16 protein-coding genes are annotated in these 16278 nt (G+C 38.9%); 2 read left to right on the forward strand and 14 right to left on the reverse strand.

The window, feature by feature from the left end:
- Positions 1-16 precede the first annotated feature (16 nt).
- The 8 genes from ACLCDV_RS25305 to ACLCDV_RS25340 all read right to left on the reverse strand — a co-directional run bounded on the left by ACLCDV_RS25305 (position 17) and on the right by ACLCDV_RS25340 (position 7866).
- Positions 17-1816 (reverse strand): tetratricopeptide repeat protein, encoded by a 1800-nt coding sequence (locus tag ACLCDV_RS25305; RefSeq protein WP_317669093.1) that lies wholly within the window; start codon positions 1814-1816, stop codon positions 17-19.
- A gap of 25 nt (positions 1817-1841) precedes the next feature.
- The gene (locus ACLCDV_RS25310) at positions 1842-2768 is read right to left on the reverse strand and encodes a PstS family phosphate ABC transporter substrate-binding protein (RefSeq protein WP_411972527.1); all 927 of its coding nucleotides are present in this window, start codon (positions 2766-2768) and stop codon (positions 1842-1844) included.
- Between the two features lie 330 nt (positions 2769-3098).
- Positions 3099-3986, reverse strand: coding sequence for a TonB family protein (locus tag ACLCDV_RS25315; RefSeq protein ID WP_333627268.1), 888 nt, complete (start codon positions 3984-3986; stop codon positions 3099-3101).
- A gap of 31 nt (positions 3987-4017) precedes the next feature.
- Positions 4018-4575, reverse strand: a complete 558-nt coding sequence (locus ACLCDV_RS25320; protein WP_312334938.1) for a biopolymer transporter ExbD — start codon at positions 4573-4575, stop codon at positions 4018-4020.
- Positions 4576-4599: 24 nt separating this feature from the next.
- Positions 4600-5262, reverse strand: a complete 663-nt coding sequence (locus ACLCDV_RS25325; RefSeq protein WP_317669091.1) for a biopolymer transporter ExbD — start codon at positions 5260-5262, stop codon at positions 4600-4602.
- A 101-nt stretch (positions 5263-5363) separates the two neighbouring features.
- Positions 5364-6200 (reverse strand): MotA/TolQ/ExbB proton channel family protein, encoded by an 837-nt coding sequence (locus ACLCDV_RS25330; protein WP_286843400.1) that lies wholly within the window; start codon positions 6198-6200, stop codon positions 5364-5366.
- A gap of 432 nt (positions 6201-6632) precedes the next feature.
- Positions 6633-6983, reverse strand: coding sequence for a translation initiation factor (locus ACLCDV_RS25335; protein WP_317669090.1), 351 nt, complete (start codon positions 6981-6983; stop codon positions 6633-6635).
- Between the two features lie 4 nt (positions 6984-6987).
- Complete coding sequence (locus tag ACLCDV_RS25340; protein ID WP_317669089.1) at positions 6988-7866, reverse strand: diacylglycerol kinase family lipid kinase; 879 nt, start codon at positions 7864-7866, stop codon at positions 6988-6990.
- Positions 7867-8170: 304 nt separating this feature from the next.
- Here ACLCDV_RS25340 and metK point away from each other — a divergent pair, with 304 nt between their 5' ends.
- Positions 8171-9424, forward strand: a complete 1254-nt coding sequence (gene metK, locus ACLCDV_RS25345; protein WP_317669088.1) for a methionine adenosyltransferase — start codon at positions 8171-8173, stop codon at positions 9422-9424.
- A gap of 169 nt (positions 9425-9593) precedes the next feature.
- A complete protein-coding gene (locus ACLCDV_RS25350) occupies positions 9594-9998 on the forward strand; it encodes a Dabb family protein (RefSeq protein ID WP_317669087.1) in 405 nt (134 codons plus the stop codon).
- On the opposite strand, the gene ACLCDV_RS25355 is transcribed toward ACLCDV_RS25350, so the two are convergent.
- From ACLCDV_RS25355 to ACLCDV_RS25380, 6 genes are read right to left on the reverse strand one after another with little or no spacing between them, the layout of a single operon-like run.
- Positions 9991-11319: a DUF58 domain-containing protein gene (locus ACLCDV_RS25355; RefSeq protein WP_317669086.1), complete on the reverse strand. Its 1329-nt coding sequence runs from the start codon at positions 11317-11319 to the stop codon at positions 9991-9993. The genes ACLCDV_RS25350 and ACLCDV_RS25355 overlap by 8 nt on opposite strands.
- Positions 11319-12308, reverse strand: coding sequence for a MoxR family ATPase (locus ACLCDV_RS25360; RefSeq protein WP_317669085.1), 990 nt, complete (start codon positions 12306-12308; stop codon positions 11319-11321). The genes ACLCDV_RS25355 and ACLCDV_RS25360 overlap by 1 nt, the downstream gene beginning before the upstream one ends.
- Positions 12305-13498, reverse strand: a complete 1194-nt coding sequence (locus ACLCDV_RS25365) for a DUF4350 domain-containing protein (RefSeq protein ID WP_317669084.1) — start codon at positions 13496-13498, stop codon at positions 12305-12307. Before ACLCDV_RS25365 ends, ACLCDV_RS25360 begins: the two co-directional genes overlap by 4 nt.
- Positions 13495-14373 carry a DUF4129 domain-containing protein gene (locus tag ACLCDV_RS25370; protein ID WP_411972528.1) on the reverse strand — a complete coding sequence of 293 codons (879 nt, stop codon included), beginning with the start codon at positions 14371-14373 and terminating at the stop codon, positions 13495-13497. The genes ACLCDV_RS25365 and ACLCDV_RS25370 overlap by 4 nt, the downstream gene beginning before the upstream one ends.
- The gene (locus ACLCDV_RS25375) at positions 14366-15277 is read right to left on the reverse strand and encodes an ABC transporter permease (protein WP_317669082.1); all 912 of its coding nucleotides are present in this window, start codon (positions 15275-15277) and stop codon (positions 14366-14368) included. The genes ACLCDV_RS25370 and ACLCDV_RS25375 overlap by 8 nt, the downstream gene beginning before the upstream one ends.
- Positions 15268-16230, reverse strand: coding sequence for a stage II sporulation protein M (locus ACLCDV_RS25380; RefSeq protein ID WP_411972529.1), 963 nt, complete (start codon positions 16228-16230; stop codon positions 15268-15270). Before ACLCDV_RS25380 ends, ACLCDV_RS25375 begins: the two co-directional genes overlap by 10 nt.
- Positions 16231-16278 lie beyond the last annotated feature (48 nt).

Consider the following 16278-nt stretch of genomic DNA (forward strand, 5'->3'; position numbering starts at 1 on the left):
ATGATTTTACTTAAGCCTATTTAATACCTTGTAAATAGCCTTTAACCGCTTCATTAGCTGGATCTATTGCCAATACTTTCTGGAAGCTTTCTTTCGCTTTAGGAAGATCCTGTTTTACATAATAGTAAAGACCGATATAGGTATTCGCATCGATTAAATAATTTTTATTTTTCTCTTGCGCACCACGTTGATTGATTGTTTCAATCAATTTTTGGAAGGATGCTACGAAATCACCTTTTGGTTGTTCCAAATTATCAGCCGTCAATGCAGCAAAAGCCTTGTAATAAAGCGCATTAATCAAATATTTATCTTGTGCTTCTTTATTATCAGTTGTTTCGATCACAGTTAAGAAAGTTTGTGATTTTTGTAAATCCGCAATTGCTTTGTCTCTCAATTCTTGATTAACCACAACTTGTTCCTCATTTTTACTAGCTGCATCTTCTTTAGCACCGATTTGGTAATAGGCTTCTCCAGCATAGTAATTTGCATCAAACAGATATGTTTTGTTATCTTTATAAGAAGCAACTAGCTCGAATAAAGAGGCTGCTGTTTGCAATTCTTGCTCTTGGTATTTAGCAAAAGCTAACTCAGCTGTTTCTCCCAACAATTCTTTGTCTAAATCAATTGCTTTCTTAATATCGGCAATACCCTTTTGAATATTCGCTGTATTCTCTGCTGTCAATACCGGAGCCGCAGTAGCCGTACTATCTGCACCAGCAGCTGCTGGTTTTGGGCTATTTGCAGCAATCTCAGACATACCTAGATACATATAATCCAACGGAATTACACGATCTTTTTCCATTTTGCTAAACATCTGGTTTAAGTACTCCAAGGCTTTCGGATAATCTTTAGCTTTTTGGAAGGCAATATAACCCAAATAACGGTAGATTTTTGGATCTACAGAAGGGTTTTTCGCTAATTCCTCAGAAACGACCTTCAAATCGTCATATTGACGCGCGTAAACCAAGAAATCGGCATAACGGATTTTAGCTTCCAATGAATTATCACCCGCTACTTCTAGGTATTTTTTGTATTGCTCAACACCCTTTTTATTTAACTCGACATATTTCTCGTCAGAAGTACCCGGCAATCTAGACCATTGGTTATATGTTTCAGCCAACTCACGGTAAGTAGGTGCGTATGCCGGTGTTTCTGCTGCGATAGCTTCCAATTGTGTGATAGCCTCATCAAAAGCTTGAGCGCCACGTACAATCACAGCTTGTCCAACTTTCGCCTGTACTGAATTTGGATCAATATCCGTCGCCTCACCATAGCTTGTATAGGCCAATGAACCTTCTTTCAAACCGCGGTACGCATCACCTAACGCGATAGGAACAGCTACGTCTTTTTTATTTTTCTCTTTCGCCTGTGTCAGGTATTCCAACGCTTTTGCATAATCAGGCTCTGGAGCATTAATATATGCACGACCGATTTCCAATAATGGCTCATAATCCTTTTTTCCTAATTTTGCTGTTGCCAAAGCGAATTTAGATTCAGCGCTTGCTTTATCTTTTTTCATTAAGTCAACATAACCCAAACCTACATTATTAATTGTAGCCTTTGGATCAGCAGCCAAACCTTGGTTGAAAATCGCAGCGGCAGAATCCGCTCTGTCGTTTACCAAATAAATTTGACCCAAATAGAAATAATTATCTCCATTCTTAGGTTGCTTAGTCACTAACTGTTGAAGGATAGTTTTCGCTTTACCATAATTTTCAGCCTCGATGGCTGCTCTAGCATCTTTCAAACTTTGTGCACTCACTGTGCCCACAGATCCAGCCAATAAAAGACTAAATAATAATTTACTGTTTGTCATAATCTATTTTTGTACTATTTATTATCTATTTAATATAACTTTCATCTCTAATAATGATCTCTCGTCCGGGCATTGTAGCAGGAACCAATCCAGCCTTTAATACAATCCGCTGTCCACGATCCCCTGTCAAGAAGGCACTAAAGCCTAACCCCAAGCCCATATTTGGCTGATAGTTCATAATGTAGACAGGCCTTACAAAAGGATATAAGCCATCAGCAATAGTCGATTGGGACGGCCGATAAAAACTCGCCTTTTCACCCTCCTTACCAACACTTTCGATGCTCAATGTACGAATTTTATCCAATAAATTCGAATTTTTTTCTATCGCTTTTAAATACCAATTGTATCCGATAACGCCTACTGCATTGGCATTTTCACTGACATATTTCATGACATCTTCACTATCTTTCAAAGCAGAAACAGCTTTCGGATCAATTTTGTTCAATTTGAAATAATCTTTCAAATAGCGCAGTGTGCTTGAATTGGCATTATCGAAGATCAATCGCTGTCCCCCTAAGTTACCTTCCAACAAAGACTTAACGTCTTTTTGCTGCATTATAGTATCAGTACTGTTACGATTATTAATCAATACAACGGCATCCGAAGCCATTTGGAATATTTTAGGTTGAATGCCACGTTTTTTAAAGTAGCTATCTTCTTCATTTGTCAACTGTCGGGTCAACACAACCACATAAGCAGAATCAGACAATAAGGCATTCACCGCTTTAATCTCGGGCCGTGCCATGAGCTCCAAACTCGAGTTTGGATAAGAACTTTCAAAAACATCCGCAGACTCCCGAATAATAGGCAACAAAGTCTGATCGACAATGACGGGTAATTTACCCGTTAGAATATCATCGCTCTCTTTCGTTTGCTTTGTTTTATTTTCGCAGGAAACAAAAATGCCCATACAGATGCCAAGCATCACAAGAATCATTTTATATTTTCTCATATGATACATCATAAAATAAGACAGTTTAATTAAAAAATAGTTTAATTTTTGAAGAGAGAATTGGTTGTCGCCAAAAAGAAGAGGGCAGTTAATTAAAAATTATTTTGCCAGAGTCGTACAAACCGCATAAAAGAATACAGAATCAACACAACACCAAAGATTGTTTTGTAAGTTGGATTAATCTCAATGGGGAAATTATCCCAGAATATAATCAAAAGGCCCAAAACAAAATAAAAGCCAAACATAAAAAGTCCTAAAATAGACAGAAACCGCTTCAGAGGCGATTTCCGTCTATAATTTGAACTATTATCCGAATTAAAATTTGTCATTCTAATTTTGAAGGTTCAATCGAATTGGTAAAGTGTACGCGACACGAACTGGACGACCATTTTGAATACCTGGTTTCCATTTCTTCGCTTTTTTAAGCAACCTAACGGCTGCATCACCAGTACCATATTTCAAATCACGTTTGATATTGATGTCTGTCAAGCTACCATCTTTTTCTACAACGAAGGATACCTCAACGACACCATTTACACCGTTTTCTGTTGCTGCAGCTGGATACTCGTAGTTGGAACCAACCCAAGACATAAAGGCAGGCATACCGCCAATCGGTGTTGGTTGAACTTCAATGGCATTAAATGGAAGGATTTCATCCCCATTACCATTTGGATCACCTTTTGCGGCTCCAGTGATAGCACCATCTTGTTTCTTCGAACCAAATTCACCACGTGCTACAGAAGTACCTGTCGGACTACCTTTCAAAGTAATACGCGCTGGCGTTTTATTTGGATCTTTCAATTCTTCCTGAGAAGCAACTTCCTCTACAACTTTGTTTGCAGGAGCTACTTTAGGTTCAGGGAAACGAACCAAATCCTCTTTTGGTACATCCATGGCCACTTGTTGAGGTTTTTCTTCCGGTTCTTGTGGAAGTGGCTCCTCTTCTGGTGGTTCTGGTGGTTTGATTTCTTCAAGGTCTTCCAAAGTAACTTCGGTTACTGCCGGAGGTGCCTCAACAGCTTTCTTCGGGAACAGCTTACTTCCAAATACACTAAGGAAACTAGCTATGGCTACAATGCCGATAACGACAAGAAGCCCCCGGTTAGTCGCTTTAGGCGCAAGTTTACGAAGCTCGTAAGCTCCATATTCCTTGTTGCGGCCCTGGAAAACGACATCAAGCCATTCTTTCTTAAAAATATCTAATTTTGACCCTATCATTTTATTTTAGTTTTTTGTGTCAATCTAATAACTAATCATTATAGATATTGTCACGTTTTAACACTTCGACTTCTTCAGGTGTAATCTTTCCGATCATATAGCGTTTGACGTCTACAATTTTCATCTCGTCAAGAATATCAACCAGATTACGTTGTGTACATTTTTCACTAGGACGTATGATTACGATCATGTCTTTGCCGCCTGAAACGCGAGGTACATAAGCCTTTTTCTCCATCAAGACCTTACGAATCCCATCTGCACCGTAACCGGCAACAGTAGGACCTTCGATCGGACGAGCAACTTGACCATATACCCAAGAGACTTTATTGTCAGAACCCAATAAAATTGTCAGGGAGCGATTATCTGCTGTAAGCAATTCATCGCTTTGTTGCTCCTTAATTTTATTTTTGTCTGGCATAGCCACATCCATTGCCTGCGGTTTATTTAAGGACGTGGTCAACATGAAGAAGGTAATCAACAAGAACGCCAAATCCACCATGGCTGTAAGGTCGACCTTACCACCATTTTTCTTGGATCTTACTTTCCCGCCTTTGCCTTTTTTACCACTATCCTGATTTAATTCTGCCATTGTTTGTTCTTATTAAATCGTCAATTATTTCTCCTCAGCACGCATGCCTGTTATGAAACTAAACTTGTTTTGCTTTTGATTACGCAATGTTTCAATAACTAAATTAACCGAAGGATATTTCTCATTCGCATCTGCTTTGATAGCCATCTTCAGAGGTCCAGGGTGCACGAAGTTCTTATCAGTAGCTTCCTTTTCTTTATTTACTTCTTCAGCTGCAAGACGGGCATTTTGAACCCAGTAATACAACTCATTTGAAGTATTCTCTGTACTATCAACCGGGATACCAGTCTGCAGACCTTTTTCTGTACGCTTACTTCCATCCAAGGCCAACAACCCTTTCAATTTAGACATTGGTACACCAAAGTTTTCCATCAATTTGAAACGATCGTAATCTTCTTGTGAAAAGCCAACGCCATACTTTGCTGACATTCTTTCTAGTGCTTTTACACGAACCTGTTGATCAGTCGTACCGAAGAAAACTTTACCTTTATCGCCTATTGTGATCATACCTACATTTGAATCAGGTAACTTATCTTTCGTAGTCGATGCTGGGGTATCTACTTGCAAAGCCTCTGGTTGGCGCGCAGTCGCCGTTAAGACGAAGAACGTAAGCAGTAAGAACGATACGTCACACATCGCTGTCATGTCGATCGACGTACTGGCTCTTTTTACTTTTGCTTTACCCATTTTAAATTCTTCCTTTTAAATTAAAAACTCAATCTTCTATCCTATGATGCTTTTGATTTTTGATTTCCATAAAATAAAATCAAAAACTTTCACCATAGTTCTTATTTGTGGTTTGCAGCGTATGTTTGTACGATTGAGAAACCAGCTTCGTCGATAGAGTAAGTTAATTTATCGATTTTTGCAGTAAAGATGTTATACAATACGATAGCGAATGTTGAAGTCGCGATACCAGTTGCTGTATTGATCAAGGCCTCAGAGATACCGTTTGCCAATTTAGCTGAATCTGGAGCACCACCTGTTGCCAATGCCGAGAAGGCTTTGATCATACCTGTTACTGTACCCAATAGACCACATAATGTACCGATAGAAACTAATGTAGCGATAACATTTAAGTTTTTCTCTAACATTGGCATTTCTAATGCTGTAGTTTCTTCGATTTCTTTTTGAATTGCAATAGCAGCTTTTTCAGTGTTTACTTCAGGATCTGCAGATACTGATTTGTATTTCAATAAACCAGCTTTTACTACGTTTGCTACTGAACCTTTTTGTTTGTCACACTCAGCGATAGCTGAATCGATGTTTCCACCATTAATTAACGTTTGAATTTTACGAACGAAGTTTCCTACGTTACCATTACCAGAAGCTTTGTTAATAACGATAAAACGTTCTACTGAGAAAACCCATACCATCAAGAATAAACCAAGCAAAACAGGTACGATAGCCCCAGCATGGTAAACCATTCCTAAGTAAGAGCTTAAACTTCCGCCTGGGATTGGTGCATTTTCATGATTTCCATCAACAAAGTTTGCAGGGTTACCCATTACAAATTTCCATAAACAGAAACCAACGATGAAACAGATGATGATTGCAGCTTGAGCGAAGAAAGATCCTCCGTTGTTGCTCTCTTGTTTTGCAGCAGTTTTAGGTGCGTTTGCCATTTTTCTAATTTTTAGTTTTTTACTGTTGTTTAAATATATAATGTTGTTTAAATTATATGCACTCTTATTTGCTTTTGAAACCAATTTTGCAAAGCAAATTTAATATTTAATGTCAAATTTAAAATATTCCTCTTAAATATATAAAAAAAATCAAATTTGTTTTTTAAAACTGAATACACCATTAACAGTGTTATTTTTCTCAGCAGTTCCCGTTATATAATCATTGTTACTCTATGCTAAATCGCTTATTCGCAATAATTATTTTACAATGAAAGCCATTTTTTTTTTGATATGCAAAAAAATCAAGGATTTTAAACGACAAAAAGTAAGTGATTACTCATGTTTTCAAACAATCGCATAGTCTTGACTAAAACCATACTTGCCTAATAAACAATTCATTAGATTTAATACGAATATCCTTGTTATACTTGTTTAACCACCGACTAATTTTACGCGATACCCTTCTTTAAGTAACAACTCATAGATCTTTTGTTTGAACTCTCCTTGTATGATGATCTCTCCATCTTTTACCGTTCCGCCCACTCCGCACTTCTGTTTCAACAATTTACCTAAGCTTTCTAGATCTTCCGCTTTTCCGACAAACCCCGTAACCAACGTAACAACTTTCCCCTTCCGCATTTTACGATCCAGTTGTACCTTCAAGTTTTGCTGGTTGACCGGTAAAGTATCAGCTTCCTGAAAAAAATCAGCCAGCTGATAGCTGAAACTGTCATCTGTTGAATATACTACGCCCTCGTAGGACTGTTTTTTATTTTTGCTCATGATCTTAACAAATTATCTTTAGTGCTTTTGGTATAATGGAAATATCCAGTTTATCGCCAAGCTCGATCGGTTCTCCATCCACATGGACCGGTGAAACCTTATCGACCTCGATCTGAATATTTTTTCCCGGAATAATCTCGACATAACTGGATTGATCTGCAGATTTATTAAAAAGATGAAAAATCATCTTCGGCAGAATATAAAGTGGGAATTTGTGCACGATACATACGTCCAAAATACCATCATTAACCGAAGCCTGTGGTGCGATATAGGCATTGTTCCCATATTGAGGAGAGTTCGCCACGCTGATCATAAAGGCTTGTCTTTCGTACACCTTTCCATCAATCGTCAATTTATAATGTGCAGGCTGATACTTGCTGAGCACATTAAAGACCGATTTCATATAGCCCAAAGGTCCGCGAATATTTTCATTCGCAAAATTTTCACTCACGGAAGCATCAAAACCCAAACCCGCGATATTAAAAAATCGTCTATCGTTAATTAAACCACAATCAACCTCAATCGACTCAAAACGATTAATCCGACGAATAGCAGCCGCTTCATTCATAGGAACCCCTAGATAGAGCGCTAGGCCGTTGCCAGAGCCCTCAGGAATAATTCCCAATGGAATTCCAGATCCCACCAAAGCGGAGCCCAGTTCATTGATCGTCCCATCACCTCCGACTGCTATAACTGCATCATAGCCTTCCTTGACCGCTTTCAGTCCAATTTCATACGCATGATTCGGCCTTGCAGTTTGTTGAAAGGTCGGATCAAACTTCTGTAGATCAAGTACATCCAGCACCTGTTTTTTAAAGGAAGTTTTATTTTTTCCTCCTGAAATAGGATTAATAACAAACAATATCTGTTTACGTTCTGACATATCCAAAGATAGCGGAAATTACCAATTTCTTAAAATAATGTAATCTTTATACCTATTAACGCATTTCGCTGAGCTTTTAAAAGTTAAAATATAAATTTGATTTTAAATAATCCTTAAAGTATTGTAGCTTTGTCGCACAAAAAATAGAATGTGGACTGATTTGCGTGCTGTTGCATAACAAGGCAACGACAAGGAGATTGCAACCACAGTAAAAAAGTGCTAAAAACCCTTCGCTATCACGGCTCTTATCACTTTGCTGTTATTTCATTCTAGCGCAAATCCAATATTAAAAATTACGTAAAGCATGGCTTATTTATTTACGTCAGAATCTGTTTCTGAAGGGCATCCAGACAAAATTGCGGATCAAATTTCAGATGCATTAATAGACAATTTTTTAGCATGGGACGAGGACTCTCGCGTCGCTATTGAAACACTAGTAACCACAGGACAGGTTGTCCTTGCGGGGGAAGTTAAATCAAACATATACCTCGATGTTCAGAAAATAGCCCGTTCGGTGATCCAGAAAATTGGCTATACTAAATCTGAGTATATGTTCGAGGCAAACTCCTGTGGCGTTCTTTCGGCGATTCACGAGCAATCTGCTGATATCAACCAAGGTGTAGACCGCAAGACAAGACAGGAACAGGGTGCGGGTGACCAAGGTATCATGTTCGGTTATGCAAACAACGAAACCGAAAACTACATGCCGTTGGCATTGGACCTATCGCATCGCTTACTGTATGAACTGGCCGAGCTGCGTCGCGAAAATAACGAAATCAAGTATTTGCGCCCCGACGCAAAATCTCAGGTTACCCTTGAGTATAGCGATGATCACAAACCAAAAAGAATTGACGCAATCGTCATCTCTACACAACATGATGAGTTTGATACCGAGCAAGCCATGTTGGATAAAATTACACACGACATCAAAACGATCTTAATTCCACGTGTTAAAGCACAATTGAAACCAGAACTTCAGTTGTTATTTAACGATGAAATTAAGTTTCATATTAATCCCACCGGCAAATTTGTTATCGGTGGACCACATGGAGATACAGGACTAACCGGACGGAAGATCATTGTCGATACCTACGGCGGTCGAGGTGCACATGGTGGTGGTGCTTTCTCAGGAAAAGACCCATCTAAAGTAGACCGCTCGGCAGCATACGCAACGCGCCATATTGCTAAAAACTTAGTGGCAGCAGGTGTTGCAGATGAAATTCTCGTACAGATTTCCTATGCAATCGGTGTAAAAGATCCAATGGGAATCTATGTAAATACCTATGGAACGAGCAAAGTAAATTTGACCGATGGCCAGATTGCTGAAAAAATTGCCCATTTATTTGACATGACTCCATACGGAATTGAAACGCGTTTGGGACTGAGAAATCCAATTTATTCAGAAACGGCAGCCTATGGTCACATGGGAAGAACGCCAAGAAAAGTAACCAAAGAGTTCGAAAGTTCAACAGGCGAGAAAAAGCAAATTGAGGTCGAACTTTTTACTTGGGAAAAACTAGATTATATTGACAAGGTAAAAGCAGAGTTTGGAATATAGCATCCAACATCCATCAAAATATAAAAGGGAGGCATAACGTCTCCCTTTTTGTTGGCTGAAAACGCCTATTTTTCGTTAACCACAAAAACCATTCGCCCACGATCAGCGTCATTGGTATTGTTGAATTCACGAAGGTTTTGTATCTTAAAGCTTCTAAACCGTTTCAATCATGAAAAGACGCAACTTTCTTCTAGCACCCATGGTGCTCGTAACTGCTCCCACATGGGCAAATACAGTTCAATCGGATGAGCATATCGAGTCCAGCACCATTGTCCATGTTGTTAATTTTTGGCTAAAAAAGGATCTTAGTGAAAAAGAAAAAAAGAATTTTGTTGGATTCTTTGAAGAACTTCGTAAGATCGACGTCATTAAAACACTCAATTATGGCATTCCGGCGCAGACAAACCCGAGACCTGTCGTAGACAACAGCTTTGATTACACGCTACTTGTGACATTCAAAGATCTTAACGATATTACCATTTACGAAACGCATCCAATCCATTTAAAAGCGATCGAGAAATATCAACATCTCTGGACAAAAGTAATGGTCAAAGATACCTCCATCATTAAATAAGGCCACGTGCCTTAATTTCAAGGTATTTGTTAATGGAATTGATGGTTAGATTTTCCGGTGCAGTATAAATGGTCTGAAATCCATGACGAATCAGTTCTTGTACAATAAGCTGCTTCTCATAGATGAACTTTTCAGCAATGATTTGATTATAGATGTCAATCGTTTTTTTCGGTGCGCTTTTGGCTAAATCCTCCACCTCGACATTTTTAAAGACGACAACAACTATAATGTGACTTCTATTGAGCATCGATAGATAATTCATCTGACGCCTCAAGGAGTCTAAGGTCTCGAAATTGGTATAAAGAAAGATAAGCGAACGTTTGTTGATATGTGCATTGGCATAACTGTATAATTTTCCAAATTCTGATTCTTCAAATTTGGTCGACACCTGATAGAGCGTCTCTGAAATTTTGAGCATCTGATTATTTCTTTTCTCAGCTGGTATAAATGCATTGATATCCTTTGAAAAGGTTAATAAGCCTGCACGGTCCTGCTTCAATATGGTTGCATTCGAAAGCACCAGCGCAGCATTAATGGAGTAATCCAATAAGGTCAGGTCGTTGAAGGGCATGCGCATCGCCCTCCCTAGATCAATAAAAGAATAGATGGGCTGTGATTTCTCTTCTTCATATTGGTTGACCATCAACTTTTTTACTTTTGCAGAAGCTTTCCAATTCATATGCCGATAATCATCCCCCTGAACATAGTCTCGAACGTGGTCAAATTCCATGGCCGAACCAATCCGTCGAATACGCTTTATTCCGAGTTCATTCAGTCTGTTGCTTGTGGCCAAAAGCTGATATTTACGGAGTTGAATATAAGACGGATAACATGGTATTTCTTGTTCCTGATTGGTAACAAACCTTCTTTTAAAAAAACCAAAACGCATCACTAATGCCATGCAACGGCCAAAGGTATAGATCCCTCGTTGGGTTGGCCGAAGTGAAAAAGAAATGTCCGATTGCTGAAAACCCGCCAGATGGGTCAAAAAATCCTTATCCCGAATTTGAAGCTGTATCGGAAACTCCTCCAAAATATCCACTTTCGTACTAAATGGATAAAAAGAACTCACTATCAGCCGCATCGGATTTTCATCCCCGTTAGATAATTTTTCCGGATAGACCCTTGTGATTTCGATTCGCCCCTTTCCTGAAAACAAGACAATAAAATCAAAAGCCAAAACTGCCAGCCATAGCCAAAAAACAATCCAAGACACAATCAACAATCCTTTAACAAAAAAAGACAATGTAAAGAGTGTCGCTATACCTAATAGTGAATAGAAGAATTGATTCGTTAGAAAGAGCTGGCTTAATTTCTTCATTATCTTGGAATTTCTACAGAATTAATGATTTGGTCGATGACATAGGCAGTGGTAAACCCTTCCATTTCTCTTTCTGGAGTCAACATAACGCGATGTCCTAACACAGCCGATGCTACCCTCCGAATATCCTCAGGAGTAACAAAGTCTCTGCCACTCACTGCAGCCGAAGCCTTTGCGGATTCCAACAAAGCAATCGAAGCTCTTGGTGAAGCTCCTAGTGTCAAACTTGGGTTAGTGCGTGTTTTTATAATAACTTGAGCAATATACGTCAGCAACTCCTCATGAACAAAAATAGACTTGATCAATTTTTGGAATGCCAAAATTTCTGCTGCGGAAACTACCGCCTGAACCTGATCCTCTTTATTGAGTGCCTTTTGAGCATGATGCTCCTTTAATATCTCCAGTTCCTGTTCAAGTTCAGGATAATTCACATTGATCTTAAACAAGAAACGATCGAGCTGAGCTTCCGGCAATCGATAAGTACCTTCGTGTTCGATCGGATTTTGTGTCGCAAAAACAACAAAGGGAGCTGGTAATCGATAGGTAGTTCCGTCGACTGATACTTGCTGTTCGGCCATGCTTTCAAAAAGCGCCGCCTGCGTCTTTGCCGGAGCCCGGTTAATTTCATCGATTAACACGATGTTTGCAAAAATAGGCCCCTTGCGAAACTCAAATTCATTGCTTTTCAGATCCAATATCGAAGATCCCGTTACATCCGAAGGCATTAGGTCTGGTGTAAATTGAATCCGTTTGAATTCGCTATTGATGGTTTTGGCGATCAATTTTGCAGATAATGTTTTTGCAACCCCTGGCAATCCTTCAATCAGGGAATGTCCCGACGCTAAAATGGAAATCAGGAGCATATCGATCAATTGATCCTGCCCAACGATTACTTTTTTAACTTCTGCCTTTACCTGAGCCATTTTATCGAACAAAACCGATACATCTATTCGGTTTTCAAAAGATATATATTTATCGAAGTCACTCATATCATTTTTGCTTTATGTTTAAACTCTTCTATAGTATCATTAATCAATTTAAGATCAGCTAGGTCATGTTCTTTCGCATCCTGCATACGAACAATCAACCTGACCAAAGCCTGTGTCTCCGCAAGAAAAACGCCAGACCGTTCGGCCAATTCTTCACTGAACTCATTTTCCCGCAACGTTAGTGTATCTAAGTGAAAACGACTCCGAAGGTCGTGAAGAAAGTAATCTATTTTTTTGGCTACCATGTTCCCTGGCGCACCATTTTCATAATATAAGGTAGCAATCGTCTCACAGAATTCTTTCGAGAGATTCGGCTCCGGGGCCACGACCGCCACTGCACGCTGTTCGCGTCTACTTCTAAACACGAGTAAAAGCACCAGTCCCGCTAACAAAACATACCAGGCTTGCCGAAGACCATCATTCATAAGCAATACACGCAAAGGCGTACGATATTGATCCATATTTGCTTTAAAATCATACCACGCGAGCGGCTTATCATTTAAATAAGATAAAGATTTCGCAACATAAGCATACTGCGAAGCAGAATTCAGCAAATAATAGTTCCCAAATAAATCGGGAGTCAGGTGCAGATAGATTGTCCCTTTACCAAATTGAACCGCCACGAAGTTAGGTAACGCAAAATCTTTATAGGTAATCGCGCCCAAAATGGTCGTATTTTTAGGAAGTTTTTTAAATACTTCCCCAAGATCCGATTTACCATAATGAATTTTATTGTTATCATTCATCAGTCGAACGCGCACCTGACTTTTTATATTTACACCTTTTTTGTAACCATAAAAACTATCCGTTTCCACACCCAATGAATCCAAAAAATAACGATCAATTTCCTCGGCCACAATCATTGCTTTCCCGCCCCGATTCACATAATCCAATAATTTATCCTCCGCGGCTTCTCCCATTGAAAAATAAGAGGTGTAAAAAAACAGGTTAACGTCTGTTTTCTTTGCGCTGTCTAGATACTCGTACAATGGCCGTTCAATCGTTGTATTCTTCTGGTCAATGATATGTTTTAGTTCCTGACGTAACACATAAGCTCCAAAGGGATTTTTATCTTTTGCATCAAAGGTCCGATCCCAGATAATCGGCTTCTTACTTGTTGCATCGATAAGCGCAATGAGCACTAAAACAACAGCCAATAATATCAATCCAAATTTTACCGATCCCTTCATTTAATTTGATTTTGATATTGGGTAAACAATTGCTGGTATTGGGCAAAATTAGCTTCCATTAATTCAAACTGACCAAACCAGACATAATCAAATATCCGTGTGCACTCCAGAAATCCCCGACGGAGTTCTTCGTTCTGTATTTCTTGTGCAAACTCAGCATTTGTCTTACTCTGCTTCCACTTGATATGATCGGTCTGAGCCAACTTTTGAATATTTAACAGCTGTAAGTACCGAATTCCCAATGCATAATTTTTAGTTGTAATAGCGTCCTGAATATAAGGTTCTAGGTTACTATTCATTAGATTTCGCTCTACATACGCTAAAGCATCAAGCTCTCCCTCTTCTTCATCGTGTTTAATAAAATATTGTTTCCTATTGTAGAGCACTTTATAGAGGATAAAGGCTAATGCGATGACCGCTAAAAAGGCAAATACATAACCAAACTCTTCCCGGAATTTATAAGGATTATCGGGCATGATGCTTCCAATCCAATCCGCGAGCCGGGCAAGAATGCGCTGTAATACACCAACGCGATCTTTAATATTTTCTGAATAAACAAAATCATCGGTCTCGTAACGTTTGATAATATCCTGATAAGGATCCATTTTAAACGAACGCTCTTCGGTGTATTTTGGAATCGAATCAAATAATGTTGGATCCCACAGATCAATTTCGTCTTTTTCCTGTTGGCCATTAGGAGCTTTTACGGCTATTGAGTCAATGCGGACAGAATCTGTTCCCACCAAGGTAGAATCTATTCTCACATTGAGCGAATCGATTCTATCACTATTGGAATCTGCATCCCTTGGTTTCGGATCACAGGCATAAAAAACGGATAATAAGGCGATACCGAAAAAAAAGAAGAGTCTATTCATCTTTTCCTCCAATCTTTTCGATCATGCCATAAATACGTTCGCCAAATTTGAGATCCTTGGCTGTTTCATAAATAATACCATTGGCCAGAACCCCAGACATGTACAGAAAGAGTGTAAATAACGTGATAAATAAGCCACCCAATGTCATCAGCAATTTCCCCCAGGATGAGTCAAAAAAGGCGGCATCTATACCGAGGAAGTTGAATGACAAAAGCCCCATGATGATCAATGGTACAATGGAAATCATCATGACAGCCATTTGGAAAATAAAATTCACGATATAAGTGGCAATACCATACTGAATCAATTTTTTGCTCAGCATGACATAGGCATCTGTAAAACAGCTCCCCAGATCCGAATAACCTTCCCGATAAAATAAAAATGAGCAAAATAACCAAATGCCAACCATGGACCCTAAAATACCGATCGCAAAACTTCCGATGAAAGGGATAAATGCACAAATTACAGCGACGATGGCCAGGGGAATAAAAACGACAATTAGTGCCAATATCATGGCAATCAAAAACATAAAGTATTTCCCTAGGTTTGATCTGAAATTCTTCAGCACTTCCGCTCCCGAAAATGCTGTGCTTTTGCGCTCTTTTAGCAGCACAAAATATTCGATAGAAATACCATAAACGTACAGCCCCAAAGCTAGGAGTGCTAAAATGAGTAATCCGGCCCATGCAAAAGCATCGATATCCTCAAAAGAATCACTATTGGCAGAGAACGTAATTTTTGTAGACAAAAAATAATAGACCAATGCAATACCCGCCAGTGGCACAGCAGATAAACCAAAAATAGTAGAAACAAAGTGTTTATAGATCAATTTAAAAAGATCTATAAAACTTTGGACAAAGTCCCCTACCTTCCGTTCTTTTTGAAATTCAAAGTCTATTTCCATTGAAATCGTTTTGCTAGTCGATAAGGATTAATAACATAAAAATAAAGGATGGCCAGTAAGGATAAAATGATAATTAGTAAGCATAACCAAATTGACACGTTATAATATCGCGTTACAAAGCCTTCCAATGTACCGGCAATAATAAAAAAAGGAATTGTGCTGACGAGAACTTTCATCGCAATCTTTGCCGTACGAACAAAAGATGTTAAACGCGTGAAAGATTTGGGAAATAGAATGCTATTACCTAGGGCCAATCCACATCCCCCTGCCACAATGATTACCGAAATTTCAATAGTGCCATGAATCCAAATTGCCGACATGGCTTTCCCCATAACGCCATACTGGAAAAACATATGGTGAAATGCACCGAGCATAATGCCATTGCTAAACAGGACATAACCTGTTCCTACACTGAAAAATAGCCCGGCAGCAAAAGCCATAAAAGCAACCCGCACATTATTAATCGTAATCCAAATTGCAGACCCAAAGTTACTGCCCTTTCCATATACCGCAGCAGGATCTCCGGCCTTTATACTTTCTATCGTCGAATCTACATAGTAGTCCCCTAAAATAAGCCGAATAAAATCGATATCGTACATAGCGGATAAAAAACCGATAACCGAAGCCAAAACAAAAATTAAGAAGGAGTACAACAACGGTCTGCGGATAGCCCAAATTGCTTGTGGTATCTCTTCGGTGATAAAAGATTTAAATTTATTATTGGAAGCTTTTTGATCTTTATAAATTTTCTGATGGACAGTCACCGCCAATTCATTCAGATAAGCCTTTACCTTACTTTCAGGATAAAAAGTTTGTGCATAAGCCAGATCGTTTGTGAGCTCAATGTAATTTGAGGCCAGTTCATCTGGATCAACCTGCATATTAATTGATAAATTATTTTCAATTAACGTCCATTTTTCTTTATTTCGTTCTACAAAGGATGCTTCTCTCATTAATTTTTTTAACTGGCTGAACCAAATATAGGAAATATCCATGATTGA

The sequence above is a fragment of the Sphingobacterium sp. Lzh-3 genome (genome assembly GCF_046764375.1).
GTDB lineage: Bacteria > Bacteroidota > Bacteroidia > Sphingobacteriales > Sphingobacteriaceae > Sphingobacterium.

Excerpts from the sequence above, each read along its gene's own strand:
- ACLCDV_RS25305 (WP_317669093.1), bottom strand. The coding sequence starts at position 1,816 with ATGACAAACAGTAAATTATTATTTAGTCTTTTATTGGCTGGATCTGTG.
- ACLCDV_RS25310 (WP_411972527.1), bottom strand. The coding sequence starts at position 2,768 with ATGAGAAAATATAAAATGATTCTTGTGATGCTTGGCATCTGTATGGGC.
- ACLCDV_RS25315 (WP_333627268.1), bottom strand. The coding sequence starts at position 3,986 with ATGATAGGGTCAAAATTAGATATTTTTAAGAAAGAATGGCTTGATGTC.
- ACLCDV_RS25320 (WP_312334938.1), bottom strand. The coding sequence starts at position 4,575 with ATGGCAGAATTAAATCAGGATAGTGGTAAAAAAGGCAAAGGCGGGAAA.
- ACLCDV_RS25325 (WP_317669091.1), bottom strand. The coding sequence starts at position 5,262 with ATGGGTAAAGCAAAAGTAAAAAGAGCCAGTACGTCGATCGACATGACA.
- ACLCDV_RS25330 (WP_286843400.1), bottom strand. The coding sequence starts at position 6,200 with ATGGCAAACGCACCTAAAACTGCTGCAAAACAAGAGAGCAACAACGGA.
- ACLCDV_RS25335 (WP_317669090.1), bottom strand. The coding sequence starts at position 6,983 with ATGAGCAAAAATAAAAAACAGTCCTACGAGGGCGTAGTATATTCAACA.
- ACLCDV_RS25340 (WP_317669089.1), bottom strand. The coding sequence starts at position 7,866 with ATGTCAGAACGTAAACAGATATTGTTTGTTATTAATCCTATTTCAGGA.
- metK (WP_317669088.1), top strand. The coding sequence starts at position 8,171 with ATGGCTTATTTATTTACGTCAGAATCTGTTTCTGAAGGGCATCCAGAC.
- ACLCDV_RS25350 (WP_317669087.1), top strand. The coding sequence starts at position 9,594 with ATGAAAAGACGCAACTTTCTTCTAGCACCCATGGTGCTCGTAACTGCT.
- ACLCDV_RS25355 (WP_317669086.1), bottom strand. The coding sequence starts at position 11,319 with ATGAAGAAATTAAGCCAGCTCTTTCTAACGAATCAATTCTTCTATTCA.
- ACLCDV_RS25360 (WP_317669085.1), bottom strand. The coding sequence starts at position 12,308 with ATGAGTGACTTCGATAAATATATATCTTTTGAAAACCGAATAGATGTA.
- ACLCDV_RS25365 (WP_317669084.1), bottom strand. The coding sequence starts at position 13,498 with ATGAAGGGATCGGTAAAATTTGGATTGATATTATTGGCTGTTGTTTTA.
- ACLCDV_RS25370 (WP_411972528.1), bottom strand. The coding sequence starts at position 14,373 with ATGAATAGACTCTTCTTTTTTTTCGGTATCGCCTTATTATCCGTTTTT.
- ACLCDV_RS25375 (WP_317669082.1), bottom strand. The coding sequence starts at position 15,277 with ATGGAAATAGACTTTGAATTTCAAAAAGAACGGAAGGTAGGGGACTTT.
- ACLCDV_RS25380 (WP_411972529.1), bottom strand. The coding sequence starts at position 16,230 with ATGAGAGAAGCATCCTTTGTAGAACGAAATAAAGAAAAATGGACGTTA.